General features: G+C 71.6%; 16 protein-coding genes and 1 tRNA gene. 12 read left to right on the top strand and 5 right to left on the bottom strand.

Annotated features, from left to right (window positions below; genetic code table 11):
* Positions 1-190: 190 nt before the first annotated feature.
* Both ABZ386_RS31630 and ABZ386_RS31625 read left to right on the top strand, forming a co-directional pair.
* Entirely contained in the window at positions 191-625 is a 435-nt protein-coding gene (locus tag ABZ386_RS31630) for a DUF485 domain-containing protein (protein ID WP_358966984.1), read from the top strand.
* Positions 622-2,235 (top strand): cation acetate symporter, encoded by a 1,614-nt coding sequence (locus tag ABZ386_RS31625; protein WP_351347633.1) that lies wholly within the window; start codon positions 622-624, stop codon positions 2,233-2,235. Before ABZ386_RS31630 ends, ABZ386_RS31625 begins: the two co-directional genes overlap by 4 nt.
* A gap of 122 nt (positions 2,236-2,357) precedes the next feature.
* Here ABZ386_RS31625 and ABZ386_RS31620 read toward each other — a convergent pair whose 3' ends face one another.
* The 4 genes from ABZ386_RS31620 to ABZ386_RS31605 all read right to left on the bottom strand — a co-directional run bounded on the left by ABZ386_RS31620 (position 2,358) and on the right by ABZ386_RS31605 (position 8,359).
* Positions 2,358-3,242, bottom strand: a complete 885-nt coding sequence (locus ABZ386_RS31620) for a cellulose-binding protein (protein WP_356505616.1) — start codon at positions 3,240-3,242, stop codon at positions 2,358-2,360.
* Between the two features lie 143 nt (positions 3,243-3,385).
* Entirely contained in the window at positions 3,386-3,847 is a 462-nt protein-coding gene (locus tag ABZ386_RS31615) for a carboxymuconolactone decarboxylase family protein (protein WP_351347629.1), read from the bottom strand.
* Positions 3,848-4,064: 217 nt separating this feature from the next.
* A complete protein-coding gene (locus ABZ386_RS31610) occupies positions 4,065-7,346 on the bottom strand; it encodes an SUKH-4 family immunity protein (RefSeq protein WP_358966981.1) in 3,282 nt (1,093 codons plus the stop codon).
* Between the two features lie 8 nt (positions 7,347-7,354).
* A complete protein-coding gene (locus tag ABZ386_RS31605) occupies positions 7,355-8,359 on the bottom strand; it encodes an SMI1/KNR4 family protein (RefSeq protein WP_351347625.1) in 1,005 nt (334 codons plus the stop codon).
* A 397-nt stretch (positions 8,360-8,756) separates the two neighbouring features.
* Here ABZ386_RS31605 and ABZ386_RS31600 point away from each other — a divergent pair, with 397 nt between their 5' ends.
* Both ABZ386_RS31600 and ABZ386_RS31595 read left to right on the top strand, forming a co-directional pair.
* On the top strand, positions 8,757-9,398 hold the full coding sequence (locus ABZ386_RS31600) for a YwqJ-related putative deaminase (RefSeq protein ID WP_358966978.1): 642 nt from the start codon (positions 8,757-8,759) through the stop codon (positions 9,396-9,398).
* Positions 9,399-9,531: 133 nt separating this feature from the next.
* A complete protein-coding gene (locus ABZ386_RS31595; RefSeq protein ID WP_351347621.1) occupies positions 9,532-10,026 on the top strand; it encodes an SUKH-3 domain-containing protein in 495 nt (164 codons plus the stop codon).
* Between the two features lie 25 nt (positions 10,027-10,051).
* On the opposite strand, the gene ABZ386_RS31590 is transcribed toward ABZ386_RS31595, so the two are convergent.
* The gene (locus tag ABZ386_RS31590; RefSeq protein ID WP_351347619.1) at positions 10,052-11,353 is read right to left on the bottom strand and encodes a histidine kinase; all 1,302 of its coding nucleotides are present in this window, start codon (positions 11,351-11,353) and stop codon (positions 10,052-10,054) included.
* Between the two features lie 167 nt (positions 11,354-11,520).
* Here ABZ386_RS31590 and ABZ386_RS31585 point away from each other — a divergent pair, with 167 nt between their 5' ends.
* The 8 genes from ABZ386_RS31585 to ABZ386_RS31550 all read left to right on the top strand — a co-directional run bounded on the left by ABZ386_RS31585 (position 11,521) and on the right by ABZ386_RS31550 (position 17,996).
* Positions 11,521-12,381 carry a hypothetical protein gene (locus ABZ386_RS31585; protein WP_358966975.1) on the top strand — a complete coding sequence of 287 codons (861 nt, stop codon included), beginning with the start codon at positions 11,521-11,523 and terminating at the stop codon, positions 12,379-12,381.
* 14 nt (positions 12,382-12,395) lie between these two features.
* Positions 12,396-12,471 (top strand) — tRNA-Gln (locus tag ABZ386_RS31580).
* Positions 12,472-12,603: 132 nt separating this feature from the next.
* The gene (glmU, locus tag ABZ386_RS31575; RefSeq protein WP_358966972.1) at positions 12,604-14,052 is read left to right on the top strand and encodes a bifunctional UDP-N-acetylglucosamine diphosphorylase/glucosamine-1-phosphate N-acetyltransferase GlmU; all 1,449 of its coding nucleotides are present in this window, start codon (positions 12,604-12,606) and stop codon (positions 14,050-14,052) included.
* A 135-nt stretch (positions 14,053-14,187) separates the two neighbouring features.
* Positions 14,188-15,168, top strand: a complete 981-nt coding sequence (locus ABZ386_RS31570) for a ribose-phosphate diphosphokinase (protein ID WP_030242738.1) — start codon at positions 14,188-14,190, stop codon at positions 15,166-15,168.
* A gap of 185 nt (positions 15,169-15,353) precedes the next feature.
* Positions 15,354-15,950: a 50S ribosomal protein L25/general stress protein Ctc gene (locus ABZ386_RS31565; protein ID WP_351347689.1), complete on the top strand. Its 597-nt coding sequence runs from the start codon at positions 15,354-15,356 to the stop codon at positions 15,948-15,950.
* A 69-nt stretch (positions 15,951-16,019) separates the two neighbouring features.
* Complete coding sequence (gene pth, locus ABZ386_RS31560) at positions 16,020-16,622, top strand: aminoacyl-tRNA hydrolase (protein ID WP_114253463.1); 603 nt, start codon at positions 16,020-16,022, stop codon at positions 16,620-16,622.
* Positions 16,623-16,664: 42 nt separating this feature from the next.
* Positions 16,665-17,168 (top strand): hypothetical protein, encoded by a 504-nt coding sequence (locus ABZ386_RS31555; protein ID WP_351347612.1) that lies wholly within the window; start codon positions 16,665-16,667, stop codon positions 17,166-17,168.
* Between the two features lie 138 nt (positions 17,169-17,306).
* Entirely contained in the window at positions 17,307-17,996 is a 690-nt protein-coding gene (locus ABZ386_RS31550; protein ID WP_351347687.1) for an LPXTG cell wall anchor domain-containing protein, read from the top strand.
* Positions 17,997-18,035: the final 39 nt, after the last annotated feature.

Below are 18,035 nucleotides of genomic sequence, written 5' to 3'. Positions count from 1 at the left end.
ACCGGGGGTGCCCACAAGCCTGAGTCAACGCCGGTAACACCAGAGGTCGGAAAGGTAAGCGCATACCGACCGATCAGTTTGGCGAAACCCTCGCGCGGCACCGGTACTCCGAAGTAACGTGCGTGGCCGCTCACCCCCCAACCTCCCTGCGGTCCGCCGCACCGGATAAACCCTCGCAAGGAGCACCGGGATGTCCTACGACCCACCCCCGCCCCACCGGTACCCACCGCCCGATTCGTCGCCCTCCTACGACACCTACCCCTGGGTGCCGCGGCAGGAGCCTGAGCCGGCCGGGAGGCCTCCCCGGCGCCACGCCTCCCTCGGGCACCACAGCGACCTGCGGGTGCTGCGCGGCGCCTACCGCTGGCAGCGGCGCGTGGCCACGCTCACGGCGCTCGGCTACTTCGTCATGTTCCTGCTCCTGTCGGCGTTCGCCCCGTCGCTGATGACGAGCACCGTCACCGACGGCCTCCCCACCGGCCTGCTCCTCGCGCTCATCCAGGTCCCCGTGACCTGGGTGGCGATCGCCCTGTACGAGCAGACGGCCCGCCGCCGCGTCGACCCGATAGCGGACCGGATCCGCAAGCAGGCCGCGCTGGACGCCAAGCGGGAGGGGGCGCGGTGACCACCGAGTTCAGCGGAAACGCCCAGGCGATGTCCCTGGTCGGCTTCTCCACGGTCGCCACGATCACGCTGCTGCTGTGCGTGATGACCGGCCCGGACCGGGACGACCTCGACGAGTTCTACACCGGCTACAGCTCCCTGTCCCCCATGCGCAACGGCCTGGCGATCGCCGGCGACTACATCTCCGCCGCGACGGTCCTCGGCACCGGCGGCGTGATCGCCCTGTTCGGCTACGACGGCACCGTCCTGGCCCTGAGCACGGCCCTGTCGCTGATGCTGCTGATGTTCCTGCTGGCCGAACCGCTGCGCAACGCGGGCCGGTTCACCATGGGCGACGCGCTGGCCCGCCGGATGCCGGGGCGCGCGGTGCGCATCGCGGCCTGTGCGGTGACCCTGGCGGCGCTGCTGCCGCTGATGCTGGTGCAGTTGGCGGGGACCGGGCAGCTGATGGCGTTCATCCTCGGCTTCTCCGGCGAGTCGTTGCAGACGGGCTGCATCATCGGCGTCGGCGCGCTGATGATCAGTTACGCGGCGATCGGCGGCATGAAGGGCACCGCTCTCATCCAGATCCTGAAGATCGTGATGCTGCTCGGCTCCGGCCTGGTGGTCGCGGCGCTGATCCTCCACCGCTTCGACTGGGACCCGGGGGCCCTGTTCGGCGCGGCCGCCGGGAACAGCGGTGTGGGCTCGGCGTTCCTCTCGTCGGGCCTGCAGTTCACGGGCGCCGCCAGCCCCGACCTGGACATGATCACGGCGCATCTGACGATCGTCCTCGGCGGCGCCTGCCTGCCGCACGTCACCATGCGCATGTACACCGCCTCCAGCGCCCGGCAGGTACGGCGTTCGATGTCCTGGGCCGTGTCGAGCGTGGCCCTGTTCGTGCTCGTCATCACGGTCGTCGGCTTCGGCGCGACCGCGCTGGTCGGGAGGGAGGTCATCGCCCAGGTCGACCCGCAGGGCAACACGGCCTACCTGCTGGGTTCCCAGGCGGCGTTCGGCGCGGACGTGTCGACGGCGGAGACGTTCCTGTTCACGACGGTCACCACCGCGGTCTTCCTGACGCTGCTCGCCTCCGTCGCCGGGATGATCCTGGCCTGCGCCAACTCCCTCGCGCACGACGTGTTCGCGGCCCGGGTACGGGAGATGTCGCCGCGCCGCGAGATGGCACTGGCCCGGATCTCGGCCCTGGCGGTGGGCGTCCCGGCGATCCTCCTGGCCACGCTCGTCCAGCACCGCAGCCTGCAACCCCTGGTGACGCTGTCCTTCTGCCTGGGCGCCTCGGCCATCGCGCCGGCGCTGGTCTACAGCCTCTTCTGGCGCCGCTACACCCGAACGGGGCTGCTCAGCACGCTCATCGGCGGCTCACTGGCAGTCCTGCTGCTGATGCCGGGCACGAACCTGGTCTCCGGTTCGCCCGTCTCCGCCTTCCCCGAGGCCGACTTCAACTGGTTCCCGTTCACCACCACGGGCCTGCTCTCCATACCCCTGGGCTTCGCCTGCGGCTGGCTGGGCACGGTGGCCTCGGGCCGGCGCAAGTCGGAGGAACAGCGCCATCAGTACGAGGCGGTGGAGGCCTGGATCCTCGCGGGCGCGGTACGAAGGGACCGCTGACCCGGACGGCACGGGGCGGGGCGGCGGCGGTACGGCCTGCGGTACCGCCGCGGCGGCATACGAGGTCAGGCGTGCCCCTACACGCTGGGGGCGGGCAGGCTGCCACAGTCACGTCCCGCCCGTCACTCCGCGGTCTGCCCCGCCCACGCCGTCAGGCTGGTGTGGACGCGTTCGATGTGGTCCCGTACGTCGTCCGCGCGTTCCGCGTGCTCGCGGAGCACCCGTTCCGTCTCCTGCTCGACGGCCGCCGCCCGCGCCCGGGCCCGGTCCACCAACTCCGCGGCACGGGCGTGTGCCTCCTCCTCCAGGCTCCGGGCGGAGTCCTCCGCGTCGGCGAAGGCAAGCTCGGCCTCGGACAACGCGGCCTCGGCGCGCGCCACGGCCTGCGCACGGTCCGCGTCCAGCGCCGCCGCACGGCCGGCCTCCTCCCGCTCCACCCCGGCCCACCGCTCCTCGCGTTCCTTGGCCTGCTCGGCGAGCATCCCGGACGTGCGCTGCCGCATCTCCCGCAGCGCGGCCAGTGCCTCACCCCGCTGTGCTTCGGCCTCGCTCCGGGCCGAGCCCCGGACCTCGTCGGCCTCGGCGCGCGCGGCGAGCAGCCGCTGCCGGGCGCGTTCATCGGCGTCGGCGCGCACGGCATCGGCGTACGCCTGCGCGGACTCGCGCACGCCCGCCGCGGACTCCCGCGCCCCGTCGACGAGTTCCCGCGCTTCCCGTCGCGCCCCCTCCCGCACGGCCGCGGCCTCGTCCCGACCGAGTTCGAAGAGCCTGTGGGCTCGCTCCCCGAGCGACTCGTAGGTCTGCGGGGCCAGTCGGGCCGCGGCCTCCCGCAGCCGCCCCAGCTCCTCACCCATCTCCCGGGCGAGCACCGTCAGCCGGGCGGCCCGTTCCCAGGCCGCGTCACGTTCCGCGGAGAGGGCCTCGGCGTACGCGTCGACCTGCTCGGGACGGTAGCCGCGCCCCCGCACGGCCACGAAGCCGTGCGGCGACACCGATGCGCTGCTCATCCTGGACCCCTCTCCACCACACCGACGCGACACCGCGCAAGAAATGGGATGATTTCGCGCACATCTTGGTGGATCAGACGGAAGTGTTCATAACGCGACACTCCGCACCGGGGTCACGGGCCCACGACCGGGCCGTACGGCCGTCAGCCCCAGGTGGTGCCGGCGGGCTCCTGGATGGTGGTGTTGATGCGGTTGAAGAGGTTGGTGACCGCGACGGTGAGGATCAGCGCGGAGAGTTCCTTCTCGTCGAAGTGGTCGGCCACCTCGTCCCACAGCGCGTCCGGGACCGACTCCCCCGACAGGTCGGAGAGCCGCGTCATCGCCTCCGTCAGCTTCAGCGCGGCCCGCTCGGCGTCCGAGAAGAACGGGGCGTGCCGCCAGGCGGCGACGGCCGCGATGCGCTCCTCGCTCACCCCGGCCTTGCGGAGGTTCTCGACGTGCCCGTGCACACAGGCGCCGCAGCCGTTGATCTGACTGGCGCGCAGCCCCACGATCTCCGCAACGTCCTGCGCCAGGCCGCCCTCCCCGATCGCCTGGAACAGGGTGCCGATGCCCTTCATCGCGCCGGGAAGGACGAACGCCGGGTTCTTCATCCGTGCCTGCATGATCTCTGCCTCCTGTGTCGGCGGTGCGTCGCTGTCACTGCACTGACGGAGCGGCGGCGGGAGATGTGACAGCCCGGCCGAGGATTTCTCGTACGGGCACGAAAAAGAGCCGGGCCCGGTCGTACGAGCGACCGGACCCGGCTCCTCACGGCACGTCAGCCGCGACGCGTCACGGCGTTACGGCATCACGGCATGACGGGTGCACGGGGACACGGCGTCACAGCAACCCGTCCCACATCTGCTCCAGCAGCACCGACCACCAGCTCTCCGGCGAGCCCAGCGCCGCCGGGTCGAGCGCGGCCAACTGGGCCTGGAAATCGACGGTCCAGCGGCCCGCCTGCTCCTGGTTCAGCCCGAACCTGAGCCGCCACATCCGGCCCAACAGCGCCAGGCAGCGCGCGAACTCCGGCAGCCCGGTGTTCACGAACTGCGGCGGTACGGGCGCCCCGCCCGGCCCCGCCTCCACCGGCACGGCGACGATGTTCGCGGTGCCGTACTGCACGCAGATCGCCTTGCCGAAGTCGCTGCCCATCACCAGGTAGGAACCCGCGTCCGGAGCCGGCTGCACACCGCGCTCGGCCGCCAGCTCCGCCAGTGTCGGAACGGGCCGGCCCGGCTGCGCCTGCGCCCAGAAGAACGGGCCCATGTCCAGCGGCAGACCGGCCGCGACCAGCGTGTGCGCCACCACCGGCGGCACACCCTGCCGGGACACGGCGGCCTGCTCGAACCGGAAAACCCCCGGCCCGAACGCCGCCGCCAGCTCCTGCGCGATGCCCTCCGGCGGGATCGGCGGCGCCGCCTGCACCGGGGGCAGCGGGGCGCGCACCGGCGCCGGACGTGCCGGGCCGTCCGCCACCTGGTGCAACTCGCCCTGGTGGGCCAGCAGTTGCTGCATGCCCTGCTGCCGGCTCGCGTGGTCCGTACCGTACGGCGCGATGCTCGTGATCCGCGCCTGCGGCCACTGCTCCCGGATCATCCGCGCGCAGTACGCACCCGGCAGTTCGCACGACTCCAGCTCGGTGTGCAGCTCCAGCACCTGGTCCGGGGGCACGTTCATGGCCCGCAGCTCGTGGAAGATCTGCCACTCCGGGTGCGGCGTGCCCGGCGCCGAACGCCGGATCAGCTGCTGCTCGGAACCGTCCTGCGCGCGGTAGCGCAGCACGGCCTGGTAGCCGGGACCGACCGTCGGCTGCCCGGTGGGCTGCTGCGGATAGCCGTACGCCGGCGGCCGTCCAGGGCCGGGCTGCCCGGGCTGCCCGGGGGGCGGCATCGCACCGGGAGGCACCGCCCCCGGAGGCATCCCGCTCGGCACCGCGCCAGGCGGCATCGCACCGGGAGGCATCGCACCGGGAGGCATCGGCGGCGCACCGGGCACGCCAGGGGCGCCCGGAGCACCCGGAGCAGCAGGTGGTGCGCCCGGGGCCTGCGGCGGCGGAGGCACGCCGGGGCCGCCCGCCGGGGGCGCGGCCAGCATCGTCTCGGCGTGGTGCACGGGCCCGGGCCCGCCGGGCGCACCCGGGGCGCCCGGAGGCTGCGGCACGCCAGGACGACCGGGGGGACCAGGGGGCACGGGCGGCCCAGGCGGGTTCGGGGCACCCGGCGGCTGCGGCGCACCAGGGGCGCCAGGCGTGCCAGGCGCACCCGGAGGCCCCGGGGGCTGCGGAGGCTGAGGCGCTCCCGGGCCCATCCGACCGGGGTCGGCCAGCACCGTGGCGGCATGGTGAACACCGCCCGGAGGCGTACCGCCGGGTGCACCAGGCGGATTCCCCGCTCCCGGCGGCTGCGGCGCACCCGGCGGACCGAGCGGGTTCGGCGCACCAGGAGCACCAGGAGCACCAGGAGCACCAGGAGGGCCAGGCGGCTGCGGCATTCCAGGCGCGGCAGGAGGCTGCGGCGCGCCCTGCCCCTGCGCGGCCCCGCCCCCCGAGGAACCACCGTGGCCGCCCGGACCACCCGGCCCGCCCGGACCACCCGGCCCGCCCGGGCCACCCGGACCCCCGGGCCCCTCAGGGCCAAGTGCCGACACGAGCTGCGTGGGCACGTAACCGCCCGCCGGAGTACCCGGCGCCCCGGGCCCCGACGGCGGAGGCGTCGCTCCCGGCCGCGCACCCGGCGCCCCAGGGGCACCCGGCGGAGGCGGCGTGGTCGCACCCGCGCCCCGGCCACGCCCCGGCGGCGGAGTCGCCTTGCTGGTGGCGGCCTCCGCGATGTCCCCGGCGTTCGGAGCGAGCGGCCGCCCGGCGGTACCCGGCCCGGCCGACGGCTGCGACCCACCGGCGGAACCAGCGGAACCAGCGGGACCATCGGAACCAGCGGGACCATCGGAACCGACAGACCCCGCAGGACCCGAGGGAGAACCAGCAGCCCCGTCGGCCGCCTGCGGATACCCGTACGGCTGCCCACCCGGCCCGGGCGGAGGCGTACTGCCCTGCGGCGCCCCCGGCACGCCAGGAGCGGCACCCGACCCCGGCGGATAGCCGTACCCCGGACCAGAAGAACCAGCAGAACCAGAAGAACCAGCAGGCCCGGAAGCCCCGCCAGCCTGGCCAGCCCCGGCCGACCCCGCACCGGGAGCGCCCGGATGATCCACCGCCGGCGTGACCGCAGTCGGCGGCAACTGGCTGCCGCCCGACATCAGGGCCGTCTTTGCATCAGCGGTCGACGACGACGGCGGCGTATCGTCACCGGCCTCACTCAGCGGCGGCGCGAACACCGTCGCGGGCAGCGGCACGGAACGGTCGTCACCGGCATCGGCGTTGGTGTCCGTACCGGCCCAGGGCGTCGCCCCGGCAGGAGCGGCAGGAGCGGCAGGAGCGGCCGGCGCTCCCGAAGCCCCGGAAGCCCCCGGCCCGGCCCCCTCGTCGCTCCCCCCGGCAGCCGGCCAGGACGCACCACTCCCCGGCGCGACGGGCGGCGCCCCCTGCGCGGAAGCAGCCCCACCACCGGCCGAAGCAGCGGCAGCCCCCGAAGAGGCACCACCAGCCCCGGAAGAAGCAGCATCCGCCCCCGAAGCGGCACCCGAAGCGGCACCCGAAGCCACCCCGGAAGCCACACCCGCAGCCCCACCAGAGGTAGCCCCGGCCCCGGCGCCAGCCCCGGCCCCGGCCCCCCGCCGATCCGGAATCCCCAGCTTGTCCGCCGCGTCCTGCAACCACTCCGGCGGAGTCAGCAGGAACGACGTCTGGTTCAGATCCACCCGTGCGGCAGGCGCCGCCGGTGCCGGCTCCTCCGCCGCGTCCGGGCGGCCGTACTCCTCCTCGTACCGGCGGATCACCTCACCCACCGGCAGCCCGGGCCACAGCGTCGCCTCGCCGCTGTCCCGCGCGATCACCAGCCGCTGCGCGCCCCCGTCCGAACGCGGCCCGTCCGCCCGGTCCTCGGCCCACACCACGAACCCGAGGTCGAACTCCCGCACCCGCACCTCACGATGCTGGTACGACGGCACGTCCCCGTTGATCCACTCTTCCGCGCGCTCCTGCGCCTGCGCGAAGGTCACCATCGCTGAAGTCACTCCCCCACGGCCGAGGACGACACCGCACCCACCGGCACCACACGCGCGAACCCGCCGTCCACCATCAGGTTCGCCACCGTCTCCAACTCCGGCGGATCACCGGCCAGTCGCGACAGGAAGACGTCGAAGTCGTCCCCGCACGGCAGCAGCAACCGCTCCACCCGCTCCGCCGGCGGCAACGAGGGATCCACGTCCCGCGCGTCGTCGTACGAGCAGAACCACACCGAACCGATCCGCTCGCCCTTCACCTTCACGGCCAGCAGCCCGCCCTGGACGAACGCGACACCCAGGTAGTCCTTGGTCAGATGGTCGCGCAGACACTTGTTGACGTACACCAGGTCATTGACCGCGGCCTCGTCGCGCACCGTGAAGAACGGCTGGTCCACCAGCAGCCCCAGCTCCGCGTCCAGCGCGGCACCCACCGGCGCGCAACCGCCCGCCGCCTTCAGGAACGACCGGTACGCCCCCGGCAGCCGGTAGCCGAGGTCCTCCTCGACGCCCTGCACCTGCGACTCCGTCACCGCCACCCCCGACTTCGGCAGCCCGAAGTGCGCCGGACGCGTCTCCTGCAGCGGCCGCGTGCCCCGCTTGGCCTGGTCGACACCGGACGTCGCCACGCCGCCGTGGTGCCGCAGCAGCGCCTTCACCTCGACGGGAACCAGCTCCAGCCGCCGCGTGCCCACCACGTGGTGCCACGTCCAGCCGTGCGGCGTCGCCACCGCCGGCACCGTGTCCCACAGTTCGTGCCCGGACGCCGACAGCGCCGTGTTCGCCGACACGTAGTCCGTCAGCCGCAACTCGTCGACACCGAAACCCTCCGGGGGCTCCGCGATCTCCGCGGCCGCGCGCGCGTAGGGCGAGAAGTCGGGGTAACCACGCTCGTCGACCCGTACCCCTCTCGGGTGACGGGCCGCCCGGACCGGGTCCGGGAAATGCACGACCTGCCCGGCGTAGGCCGCGTTCGGCGGCGCGGCTTGCTGCCCGAGCCGACCTGTCGTCATGGCGGTTGCCCCCTGCGGCACTCTGTACGACCCGTATTCACCGCCTTTGGCGCACTACGGCCCGTATCGACTGTCACGTCTTCTTTCTCGACTTCACTGCACCTCGGCGCACATCACTGCACCTCACTGCACGCGCCGGCCGCACGGATCACCCTCCGGTTCACTGCATCGATCTCCGAACGGATCACCGCATCGCCCGCGGTGCCGACAGCCTATGCGGTACGACGACACCGGTCACCGGCACCGGCAGCCGCCCCCTCCGCTTCCGTGACCAGCCGTCACCCCACCGTGACAGCACGCCCCGGTACGGGCGTGTCGCCCCGCCCCAGCTTCCGCACCAGCCACGGCATTTGGCAGTCTGTGACCTCCCGGGGGATGCACGGAGGGGAAGACGATCATGAACGCGACACAGACGGGACCACACACCGGCAGGTCCGCCGACCCACGAAACGGCAACCCGCGAACCGGCGACCCACGAAACGGCGACCCGCGCGGCGGCACCCCGCAAGCCGGCAGCCCGCGAACCGGCACCCCGCAAGCCGCCGATCCCCGAGCGGCCGCCCCCCGAGCCGGCGACCCCCGCATCGGCTGGAGCGCCACCGAAGCCGCCCACACCCCCGTCCTCCACCACCGCCGCGACGGCATCCTCCCCACCGTCGCCGCCGCCCTCTCCGTCCGCGGCGCCACCCTCACCGGCACCGCCGCCCGCGGCGACACACCCCCCGCCCTGCACCCCCTCGTCCAGGACTTCCTCGACACCCTCACCAGCGCCCAACGCGACCGCTTCACCGGCCGCTGCGCCGAGACCATCCTCGTCTCCCGCCACATCGCCGCCGCCGACGCCGCCCGCAGCAAACGCGCCGCCCGCAAACCCATGACCAACGGCGAAGCCCGCAAAGCCCTCAAGCAGGCCAAACTCACCGCCAGACGCATCCGCGAGGACGGCGACCCCCTCCACGGCAGCTTCGCCACCCCCTGCCGCGCCTGCACCGCGCTCAGCGCCCACTTCGGCGTCCGCATAGTCGACCCGGCGTCATAGTCGACCCGGCGTCATAGCCGACCCGGCGCCCCAGGTCGGCTGACCCCACCCCACCCCCACACCCCGCAGCACCACCACGGCCACACGGGCACACACCGCGCCACCCCCATGACCTCGACGAGACGAAGGGCAGATGCACACCGACCGCACCTCCACCACCCGCTTCGCCGTACCCGTCGACGCCGCCCTGCGCGCCGCCGGCTGGCAACCCGGACGCTGGGACATCAAACAGGCCGAGATCTGGGCCGACGCCCTGCGCGACCACGTCTCCCCCGCGGGCCACCGCCACACCGTCTTCCCCGCGGCCGTCGAAGCCTGGGCCGAATTCGGCGGACTCCACATCACCCCCACCGGCCCCGGCCGCCAGGTCGCCCCCGCCACCCTCCACCTCGACCCGCTGCACGGCCTCCACATGGCCCGCACCCTCGGCGACCTCGGCCGCGCCCTCGGCACCGAGGTCTGCCCCCTAGGCGCCGAAACCGACAGCCAGGCCCTCCTCGCCATCGACACCGCCGGCCGCGTCTACACCCTCGACCACACCGGCGACTGGTACCTCGGCGCCGACATCGACCAGGCCCTGACCACCCTCATCGCCGGCACCGAACCCCTACGCCTGACAGCGGGCTGACCCGAAGACCGGTGCGACCAGCGGGCTACGACGCCGGAATCACCGCAGACACCCGGAAACCCCCCGCGTCCGTCGGCCCGGACACGAACACCCCGCCCAGCGCCGACACCCGCTCCTTCATCCCCACCAGCCCGTTCCCCCCGGACGGCAACCGCGCGGACGACGCCGCCTCCTCGGGCGGCTCGTTCTCCACCTGCATCGCGATCTCCGACACCCGGTGCGCCAGCCGCACATACGTCTTCGCCCCCGCCGCGTGCTTGTGGACGTTCGTCAACGCCTCCTGCACCACGCGATACGCCGTCTGCTCCACCTCCGGCGCATACGACCGGGCATCCCCCTCCACCGACAGATCGACCACCATCCCCGCGGCAGCCGACTGCCCGACCAGCTCCTCGATCTCCGCCAGACACGGCCCCTCGTCGTCCACGGCCCGCGACGCCGCAGCCGCCGCGGCCACCCCCACCGCCGCCAGCGGCGGCACCGACGCGGCACGCTCCCGCCGCTCGCCCCCACCGCTGCGCAACACCCCGAGCATCTCCCGCAACTCGGTCAGCGCCTGCCGCCCCATGTCCCCCACCAGCGCGGCGTTCTTCACGGCCTTCTCGGGATCCTTCCGCGCCACGGCCTGCAGAGCCGCCGCGTGCACGACCATCAGACTCACCCGGTGCGCCACCACGTCGTGCATCTCCCGGGCGATCCGCGTCCGCTCCTCGTTCCGAGCCCACTCGGCCCGCTCCTCCGCCCGCTCGGCCAGCAGCTGAAGCTCCCGCTCCAGACTGTCCGCCCGCTCCCGCAGGCTCTCCATCAGCCGCCGCCGCGCCCCCACGTACAGACCGAGCAGCACCGGAGGCGCCGTGAACCCCAGCGACATCGTGACGGCCGCGAACGGCACGAACCAGTCGCCCAGCTCCAGGTCCCCCCGGACCATGTCCTGCTGCGTCTTCACGAACGTCACGATCAGCGTCCCCACCAGCGACATCCCCGCCAGCGAGGCGATGATGCGGCGGGGCAGCTCGGCCGCGGCCAGCGTGTACAGGCCGACGACGCCCAGCACGAAGCCCATCTGCGCGGGCGTGATCGCGATGGAGACCAGCACGACAGCGATCGGCCACCGCCGCCGCACGAGCAGCACGGCCCCCGCCAGCAGCCCGAACACCACCCCCGCCGCCACCGGGATCCCGGCGTCCCTGGCGAACGGAAACCCTTCCAGCCCGCACTCCAGCGCGGACACCACGGCCAGGCTCACATCGAACACGGCACTACGCCGCCTGGCCCACCACCACGGCCCTCCCCGGGCCGTCACATGGTCTTCCCCCGTCGCGGTCATGCCTCCAGCCTACGGGCGCCCACCGCCGGTTTTCCGGTGAGTTTCCCGGACTGGCCTACACCACACTCCGTGACCGTTCGGCTGCAATACGGCCCGATATCCCTCGAACTGCTGAACCGCACACCGTTCGACCCCGGAGTCCTCCATTCCGCCCGGACGGTATGCATATGACACATGCCACGGGCAAATACGCCGACTTCGCGGGACTACGGGAACGGGCGGTGGAGCTGCGGCGTGCGGGCCACAGCCTCCGCCAGATCCGCGACGAGCTGAAGATCTACAACAACGACATCCTCAACCAGCTGGTGAAAGGGGAGCCGCCCCCGGCGTGGACGAAGCGCCCGAACGCGAAGGACGACCTACGACAGAAGGCGAGGGAGCTCCGGCTCCAGGGCTGGACGTACGACCAGATCGAGGCGGAGCTGGGGTGCTCGAGGAGCTCGGTGTCGCTGTGGGTGAGGGACCTGCCGAAGCCGGAGCCCCGGTACACGCCGGAGGAACAGCGGGCACTCATGCAAGCGGGTCTCGCCCGCCTCCGCGCCACGCAGAACGAAGAGCGCAAGCGCACCAAGGAAAGCGCAACACAAGAGGTGGGCGACCTCACGGAGAGGGAACTGTTCCTGACGGGCGTCGCGCTCTACTGGGCCGAGGGCGCCAAGAGCAAGCCATACGATCGGCGCGAGAGGGCCGTCTTCGTCAACAGTGACCCCGGAGTGATCCGGGTCTACCTCGCCTGGCTCGACCTGCTCGGGGTGAGCCGGGAACGCCTGCGCTTTCGGGTGCTCATCCATGAATCAGCGGATGTGGACGCGGCCCAGCACTATTGGGCAGACCTTGCTGACGTCGACGCGTCCGTCTTCGCCAGGCCGACGCTGAAGAAGCACAACCCCAAGACCGTCCGCAAGAACACCGGCGACGACTACCACGGCTGCCTCGTCGTGACGATTGCCCGAAGTGCCGAGCTGTACAACCGCATCGAGGGCTGGTGGAGCGGCATCGTTGCCCACGCTCAGGCACGTCTCCGGTAAGGTCTGAGGCGCTGTCCCCCGTGGTGTAACTGGCAGCACACTGGTTTTTGGTACCAGCAGGACAAGGTTCGAATCCTTGCGGGGGAGCCAGCGGCCCCCAGAGCCTCGGTTCGGGTCCTGCCCCCGTGAACCCCCAGTCAGGCCCCGCACCCACCTCCCCCACAAAACCCCCCGGTATCCTGCGGATGTCACCCCACCCCATCCACAGCCGAAGGGCATCCCGTGAGCGCCAACCGCCCGGCAGCCGTCGTCGTTCTCGCAGCGGGTGAGGGCACCCGTATGAAGTCGGCCACACCCAAGGTCCTGCACGAGCTCTGCGGCCGCAGTCTCGTGGGGCATGTACTCGCCGCCGCGGGCGAGCTGGACCCCGAGCACCTGGTCGTCGTGGTCGGCCACGCGCGGGAGAAGGTCACCGCGCACCTGGGCGAGATCGCCCCGGACGTCCGTACCGCCGTGCAGGCCGAGCAGAACGGCACCGGGCACGCCGTACGGATGGGCCTGGAGGAGCTGGGCGGGTCCGTCGACGGGACCGTCGTGGTCGTCTGCGGCGACACCCCCCTGCTCACCGCCGCCACGCTGCAGGCACTCGCCGCCACCCACTCCGCCGACGGCAACGCGGTCACCGTGCTGACCGCCGAGGTGCCGGACGCGACGGGGTACGGGCGGATCGTGCGGGACGACGCCACCGGTGCCGTCACCGCCATCGTCGAGCACAAGGACGCCACCGACGCCCAGCGGTCGATCCGGGAGATCAACTCGGGCGTGTTCGCGTTCGACGGCCAGCTGCTCGCGGACGCGCTGAAGCAGGTGCGGACGGACAACAGCCAGGGCGAGGAGTACCTGACGGACGTGCTCGGGATCCTGCGGGAGGCCGGGCACCGGGTGGGGGCCTCGGTGGCCGGGGACCATCGTGAGATCGCCGGGATCAACAACCGGGTGCAGTTGTCGGAGGCGCGCCGGATCCTGAACGACCGGCTGCTGACGGAGGCGATGCTCGCCGGTGTGACCGTGATCGATCCGGCGACCACGTGGGTCGATGTGACCGTGACGTTCGAGCAGGACGCGGTCGTCCACCCGGGCACGCAGCTGCACGGCGCGACGCACCTGGGCGAGGGCGCGGAGGTCGGTCCGAACTCGCGGCTGAAGGACACCTGTGTCGGTGCCGGTGCGCGTGTGGACAACACGGTGGCCGATGGTGCCGAGGTGGGTGCGGGGGCGTCGGTCGGGCCGTACGCGTATCTGCGCCCGGGGACCCGTCTGGGTGCGAAGGGCAAGATCGGTACGTACGTGGAGACGAAGAACGCCTCCATCGGTGAGGGGACGAAGGTGCCTCACCTGTCGTACGTCGGGGACGCGACGATCGGTGAGCACACGAACATCGGTGCCGCGAGCGTGTTCGTGAACTACGACGGGCAGGAGAAGCACCACACGACCATCGGGTCCCATTGCCGTACGGGCTCGGACAACATGTTTGTGGCGCCTGTCACGGTCGGGGACGGTGCGTACACCGCCGCCGGGTCCGTGATCACGAAGGACGTGCCGCCCGGTTCGCTGGCCGTGGCCCGTGGTCAGCAGCGGAATATCGAGGGTTGGGTGGCTCGGAAGCGTCCGGGGAGCGCGGCCGCGAAGGCGGCGGAGGCGGCGTCCCGGGAGCCGGCCGACGAGGGCTGACCGGAAACCGGTGCCTCAAACACGGCGTACGGTGATAAGTGCACACCCGCACCCCCACCAGCTGAGACGGCCTCCGGCAAGCCGGCTGCGAGGTCTCTCGACACCCAGCTGCGACACCTCTGAGGAGACAGTGCTGTGACCGGGATCAAGACGACCGGCGAGAAGAAGTTGATGTTCTTCTCCGGCCGCGCCCACCCCGAGCTTGCGGAGGAGGTCGCCCAACAGCTGGGTGTCGGGGTTGTCCCGACGAAGGCCTTCGACTTCGCCAACGGTGAGATCTATGTGCGTTATCAGGAGTCGGCGCGTGGTGCCGACTGCTTCCTGATCCAGAGCCACACGGCTCCGATCAACAAGTGGATCATGGAGCAGTTGATCATGATCGACGCGCTGAAGCGCGCGTCGGCCCGGTCCATCACGGTCATCGTGCCCTTCTACGGTTACGCGCGGCAGGACAAGAAGCACCGTGGACGTGAACCGATTTCGGCGCGTCTGATCGCGGACATGATGAAGACGGCGGGTGCGGACCGGATCCTGACCGTGGATCTGCACACGGACCAGATCCAGGGCTTCTTCGACGGTCCGGTGGACCACCTGTTCGCGCTGCCGCTGCTGGCGGACTACGTGGGCCGGAAGGTGGACCGGGAGAAGCTGACGGTCGTGTCGCCGGACGCGGGCCGGGTGCGGGTCGCGGACCGCTGGTGCGACCGGCTGGGCGCGCCGCTGGCGATCGTGCACAAGCGGCGGGACAAGGACGTCGCGAACCAGGTCACCGTCCACGAGGTCGTGGGTGAGGTGAAGGGTCGCGTGTGTGTCCTGGTGGACGACATGATCGACACGGGCGGGACGATCTGTGCCGCGGCGGACGCGCTGTTCGCGCACGGCGCGGAGGACGTGATCGTGACGGCGACGCACGGTGTGCTGTCGGGTCCGGCGGCGGACCGGTTGAAGAACTCGCGGGTGAGTGAGTTCGTGTTCACGAACACGCTGCCGACGCCGTCGGAGCTGAGCCGGGATCTGGACAAGATCTCGGTGCTGTCGATCGCGCCGACGATCGCGAGTGCGGTGCGTGAGGTGTTCGAGGACGGTTCGGTGACGAGCCTGTTCGACGAGCAGTAGAGCGCGCTGCAGAGATCGTTTTGGGTGCGGCCTCCCCCTCCGAGTAGACTGCTGAAGTTGCTCGGCGAGGGAGGCCGTTCCCGTTGTTTCGCGGGATGCGGTGGTCCGTTATCGACGCGCTCTTCGTAGCAGGCCGTTCGTGGCCGGGTGACCACGTCCGTTTCTGACTTCGAGGAGTGATGACTGTGTCCGAGGTGAAGATCTCCGCCGCGACGCGCACCGAGTTCGGCAAGGGTGCCGCGCGCCGTATCCGTCGTGAGGACAAGGTTCCGGGTGTCCTGTACGGGCACGGTTCGGACCCGCTGCACCTGACCCTGCCGGGTCACGATCTGCTGATGGCGCTGCGTACGCCGAACGTGCTGATCGCGCTGGACATCGACGGCAAGACCAACGAGCTGGCGATTCCGAAGGCCGTGCAGCGTGACCCGCTGAAGGGTTTCCTGGAGCACGTGGACCTGCAGCTGGTGAAGCGTGGCGAGCAGGTCAACGTCGACATCTACGTGCACACCGAGGGTGAGCTGGCTCCGGGCGGCAACCTGCTGGAGCACGTGCTGAACGCGCTTCCGGTCGTGGCCGAGGCCACGCACATTCCGGAGTCCGTGACCGTCTCCATCGAGGGTCTGTCGGCCGGTGACTCCGTCCTCGCCAAGGACATCCCGCTGCCGAAGGGCACGACGCTGGCCGTCGAGGAGGACACCGTCGTCCTGCAGGTCCTGGCCGCGCAGGCCGAGGAGGCCCCGGAGGGCGAGGAGGGCGCTGAGGAAGAGGCCGCCGAGGCCTGATCCTCTTCGTCGTCGTTTCGTCGGCCGCTGTTCCCGTGCGGGGCAGCGGCCGACGCGTATGAAGGAGACATGGACGTGACGACCGATGCGGCGGCTCCCTGGCTGATCGTGGGGCTGGGCAATCCGGGGCCGGAGTACGCCGGGAACCGGCACAACGTGGGCTTCATGGTGGCCGATCTGCTGGCGGAGCGGGTCGGGGGGCGGTTCAAGCGGGCCGGCAAGGCGCAGGCGCAGGTGGTCGAGGGGCGGATCGGGCCGCCGGGGCCGGGGAGCCGGCGGGTGGTGCTGGCGAAGCCGATGTCGTACATGAATCTGTCGGGGGGTCCGGTGAACGCGTTGCGGGACTTCTACAAGGTGCCGGTGGGGCATGTGGTGGCGGTTCATGACGAGTTGGACATCGATTACGGGACGTTGCGGCTGAAGCTGGGTGGCGGGGACAACGGGCACAACGGTCTGAAGTCGATGACGAAGGCGTTCGGGTCGGACTATCACCGGGTGCGGTTCGGGATCGGGCGGCCGCCGGGGCGGATGCCGGTGGCGGATTTCGTGCTGAAGGACTTCTCGTCGGTGGAGCGCAAGGAGCTGGACTACTTCGTGGACCGGGCGGCGGACGCGGTGGAGTGTCTGGTGATCGAGGGGTTGGAGCGGGCGCAAAGCACGTACAACTCCTGACTTGTCGCCCGGTGAGGTTGACGGGTCGTTCAGGCATGGCCAATGATCCCGGCCATGCCTGCCACTGCCACGTCCTCTCGTCAGGCCTCGGTCGCCGTGCTGCGGTTCGGGCGGTTCGCGGCGATGGCCACGGTCGCGGTGCTGATCCTGATCGCGGGTGTGTGGGCGTCGTGGGGTACGGCGCAGCACGTGATGCTGACGAAGGGCCGGGAGCGGGGCACGGTCGAGGTGACGCGGTGCGGGGCGGAGACGTGTTCGGGCCGGTATACGCCGTTGTCGGAGGGTTCGCTGCCACGGGCGCGGGTCGAGCTGGAGAAGTCGGTCGCGGTGGAGCAGGGCCGGACCTACACGGTGGTCATGAAGCCGAACAGTGATGACGCGGTGCGTTCGGGTCCGGCGGGTGTCCTGTACGCGTGGATTCCGCTGGGCGGTGCGCTGTTGCTGGCGTCGGTGGTGGTGGCGGGTGGGCTGCTGCGGACGCGGGCGGCGTGGGTGCTGGCGTTGTCGGGTGTGGCGTTGCTGTCGGCCGCTTTCGTGACTGTCTGAGGGGTTCCGGCGTTCTCCAGGTCTGTGGAGGGGCCGAGCGTTGTGCGTTCGTGATTGACGTGCTGTCGGGCGAGGCTGGAAGCTGAGCCGCCCCCTCCACATCTTCCCGGTCCCTTCTCGAAGATGGACGACTTCTCGATGCGAACCCTCCTGCGCGGCGGCGCTGTCTGCGCCGCCGCTTCCGCGGTCCTCGTTCTCGCTCCGGGCGCGTACGCGTCGCCTCCCGGTGACAACGGCACGGTCAAGATCCATGACGCTTCGACGGGCGAGGAGCTGCGCCGCAACGAGCCGCACGTGTGCACGTTCTATCTGGACGCGTTCGGTTTCGACGGCGTCCAGGAGGTCGACTGGCACATCGACGCGATCCCGCCGAGTGAGAACAAGGGGGAGACGGTGAAGTCCGGCGCGCTGACGCTGGACGGCCAGGGCCATGGCCGCTCGGCGGACCTGTCGCTGCCCGACGGGCACTACAAGCTGTACTGGAACTTCGAGGGCGAGAAGGGTTCCGCGAAGCACAAGGTGTTCTGGACGGACTGTGCGGACGAGGAGGAGCCCGGCGGTTCGGCGCCGTCCGGTTCGGCTTCGGCGTCGCCGTCGTCCGGGGTGTCCGAGGAGCCGTCCGGGGAGCCGGGCGCGTCGGCGTCCCCGGGTTCGGCGGCTGGTGGTGCGCCGGCGTCCTCGTCGCCGTCGGCACAGACGGAGGGCTCCGGTGATCTCGCCGAGACGGGCAGTGGGGCGCCGGTGGGTGCGCTGTCGGGTGTGGCGGCGGTGCTGCTCGCGGCCGGCGGGTTCCTGGCGTTCCGGCGCCGGGGTGCGCGGCGCGGCTGAGGTGTGAACGGACCGTGCCCCCGAGCCTGTGCGGGCTCG

Source organism: Streptomyces sp. NPDC006140, assembly GCF_040628815.1.
Taxonomy (GTDB): Bacteria; Actinomycetota; Actinomycetes; order Streptomycetales; family Streptomycetaceae; genus Streptomyces.
Note: the sequence above shows the minus strand (reverse complement) of the source record. Positions and strands in the feature narration are given on the sequence as shown.